Below are 3,141 nucleotides of genomic sequence, written 5' to 3'. Positions count from 1 at the left end.
GGCCGAGCGTGAGGGGCGGGGCGAGCTGGATCACGGGGTCGCCCCGGTCGTCGGCGCGGCAGTACAGCCCCGCGTCGAAGAGCGCTTTGGACAAGAACCCGCGCAGCAGGCGCTCGGATTCGTCGTCGTCGAAGGTCTCTTTCGTGGCCTTGTCCTTGACCAGCTCGATGCCGAAGAAGTACCCGTCGCCGCGGACGTCGCCGACGATCGGCAGGTCGAGCAAGCGCTCGAGCGTCGAGCGGAACACGGGGGAGTTGGTGCGGACGTTCTCGAGCAGCCCCTCCTCTTCGAAGACGTCGAGGTTCTCCATCGCCACGGCCGCCGACACCGGGTGGCCGCCGAAGGTGTACCCGTGGGGGAAGGTGGCGTCGCCGTGTGCGAAGGGCTCGTACACCCGGTCGCTCACGATCGTGCCGCCCAGCGGCGAGTACCCGCTGGTCACCGCCTTGGCGAAGGTGATCATGTCGGGCTGGTAGTCGTAGGCCGAGGCGCCGAAGTAGTGGCCCAGGCGGCCGAACGCGCAGATGACCTCGTCCGAGACGAGCAGGACGTCGTACTTGTCGCAGATCTCGCGCACGCGCTGGAAGTATCCGGCGGGGGCGGGGAAGCATCCGCCGGCGTTCTGGACGGGCTCGAGGAAGACCGCCGCGACCGTCTCGGGCCCTTCGAACTGGATCATCTGCTCGATGCGGTCGGCGGCCCAGAGCCCGAACTCCTCGGGAGTGCCTCCGCCGAAGCCGGACTCGGCGGCGCGGTAGTAGTTCGTATTGGGCACGCGGAACCCGCCGGGGGTGACGGGCTCGAACATGTGCTTCATGACGGGCAGGCCCGTGATGGCGAGGGCGCCCTGGGTGGTGCCGTGGTAGGCGATCGCGCGCGAGATGACCTTGTGCTTCGAGGGCTTGCCCTGCGTCTTCCAGTACTGCTTGGCGAGTTTGAACGCGGTCTCGACCGCCTCGCCGCCGCCCGTCGAGAAGAAGACGTGGTTGAGGTCGCCCGGCGCGAGGTGGGCCAGCCGCTCGGCGAGCTGGATCGCGGCGGGGTGGGCGTACGACCACAGGGGGAAGAACGCCAGCTCCTCGGCCTGCCGCGCCGCGGCCTGGGCGATGCGGCGCCGGCCGTGACCGGCGTTGACGACGAACAGCCCGGCCAGGCCGTCGATGTACCGCTTGCCCGCGGCGTCGAAGATGTGGTGCCCCTCGCCCTTGACGATGATCGGGACGCCCGGGCCGTCGGTCATCGTCGACTGACGGGAGAAGTGCATCCAGAGGTGATCGCGGGCCTTGCTCTGCAGCGCGGCCTGCGCGTCGGTGTGCGGGTCGGATTCGATGAGTGTCATCGGGTTCCCCAGTTGTAGAGCTGTCGGTGCAGCTTGAGATAGACGAAGGTCTCGGTCGAGACGACGTCGGGCAACGACCGGATGCGGTCGTTGAGCAGGTCGATCAGGTCGTCGTCGCTCTCGCAGACGACCTCGACCAGCAGATCGAACGAGCCCGCGGTCGAGACGACGTAGGTCACCCCGGGCAGTTCGGTCATCGCGGCGGCCGCGACCCGGGTGTCTCCCGAGACGCGGACGCCGATCATGGCCTGCCGCGCGAACCCCAGTTGCAGGGGATCGGTGACCGCGACGATCTGCAGCACGCCGGCGTCCTGCAGCTTCTGCACGCGCTGTCGCGTCGCCGTCTCGCTCAGACCCACGGCCTTGCCGATCTCGGCGTAGGAGCGGCGGCCGTCCTCTTGCAGCTGCTCGACGATCGCTTTCGACACGGAGTCGATGACGGGGGCGCGAACGGCTGTGGGGCTCATGATGGGGCGACGGTATCAGCGGTCTAATTGGCAAATCAATGATGATCTCGACATTTCACACGCGGAAACAAGACGGAAACCGCCTCTCTTGAGAATTCCCCGTGAGATTCTCGCGACCGCCGATACGATCAACGCGGGGGTGCCCATGTCTGAGAAGCGCGACCGCTGGTCGACCATGCGTTCGTCGATCCGCCGCGCGGCGGCGATCGCCGCCGGTGCCGCGCTCGTCGCGGCGGGCGCACTCGCGGCCCCCGCGGCCTCGGCGGCCGCGCTACCCGGGTGGTTGTCGACGAACGGCTCCACCATCGTCACCTCGGCCGGGACCCCGTACACGATCAAGGCCGTCTCGTGGTTCGGAATGGAGACGTCGAACTGCGTGCCGCACGGTCTGTGGACGATCCCCCTCGACGACGGTCTCGCGCAGATCGCCGGCATGGGGTTCAACACGATCCGCCTGCCGTTCTCGAACGAGTGCCTCGCAGCGTCGTCGTCCAACTCGATCAACGCCTCGGCCAACCCGACGCTCGTCTCGCTCACGCCGCTGAAGCTCATGGACACCGTCATCGCGCGCGCCAAGGCGTACGGTCTGTCGGTCATCCTGGACCGTCACCGTCCCGACTCCGCCGCGCAGAGCGAGCTCTGGTACACCGCGCAGTACAGCGAGCAGCGCTGGATCGACGACTGGAAGATGCTCGCGACCCGGTACAAGAACGAGTCCGCCGTGATCGGCGTCGACCTGCACAACGAGCCGCACGGACCCGCCTGCTGGAACTGCGGCGACGCCGCCCGCGACTGGCGGGCCGCGGCCACGCGCGCCGGCAACGCGGTGCTGTCGGTCAACCCGAAGCTGCTCATCATCGTCGAGGGCGTCGAGCGTCAGCAGGACGGCTCGAACACCTGGTGGGGCGGAGGCCTCAAGGACGCGGGGGCGGCGCCCGTGACGCTGTCGGTGAAGAACCGCGTCGTCTACTCGCCGCACGACTACCCGGCCAGCGTGTACGCACAGCCCTGGTTCTCGGCATCCGGATACCCCGCCAATCTCGAGGCGGTGTGGGATGCCAACTGGGGTTACCTCGTGCGCAAGAACATCGCGCCCGTGCTGCTCGGCGAATTCGGTACGAAGCTCGAGACCGACAGTGACAAGGCCTGGCTGAACACCCTCGTCGCGTACCTGGCGAAGACGAAGATCTCGTACGCCTATTGGTCGTTCAACCCCAACAGCGGCGACACGGGCGGACTCGTCGCCGACGACTGGCGCACGCCGCAGACGGCCAAGCTCGCCGCGCTCAAGCCGATCCTGACCCCGGCCGCCGTCACCCCGTCACCCTCTCCGAC

3 protein-coding genes are annotated in these 3,141 nt (G+C 68.1%); 1 reads left to right on the top strand and 2 read right to left on the bottom strand.

What is annotated here, in order from left to right; genetic code table 11:
* Positions 1-1,339 (bottom strand): aspartate aminotransferase family protein (locus tag DBR36_RS01450; protein WP_108317247.1); only part of this gene is annotated, 1,339 nt, incomplete at its 3' end.
* Positions 1,336-1,806 (bottom strand): Lrp/AsnC family transcriptional regulator, encoded by a 471-nt coding sequence (locus DBR36_RS01445; protein WP_108317246.1) that lies wholly within the window; start codon positions 1,804-1,806, stop codon positions 1,336-1,338. The genes DBR36_RS01450 and DBR36_RS01445, both read right to left, overlap by 4 nt.
* Before the next feature lie 145 nt (positions 1,807-1,951).
* Here DBR36_RS01445 and DBR36_RS01440 point away from each other — a divergent pair.
* A partial coding sequence (locus DBR36_RS01440) for a glycoside hydrolase family 5 protein (RefSeq protein WP_181373436.1) occupies positions 1,952-3,141 on the top strand: 1,190 nt, incomplete at its 3' end.

This window comes from Microbacterium sp. HMWF026 (assembly GCF_003061325.1).
In the GTDB taxonomy this organism is placed as follows: domain Bacteria; phylum Actinomycetota; class Actinomycetes; order Actinomycetales; family Microbacteriaceae; genus Microbacterium; species Microbacterium testaceum_E.
This window is presented reverse-complemented; position numbering and strand designations above follow the sequence as displayed.

Excerpts from the sequence above, each read along its gene's own strand:
- DBR36_RS01445 (WP_108317246.1), bottom strand. The coding sequence starts at position 1,806 with ATGAGCCCCACAGCCGTTCGCGCCCCCGTCATCGACTCCGTGTCGAAA.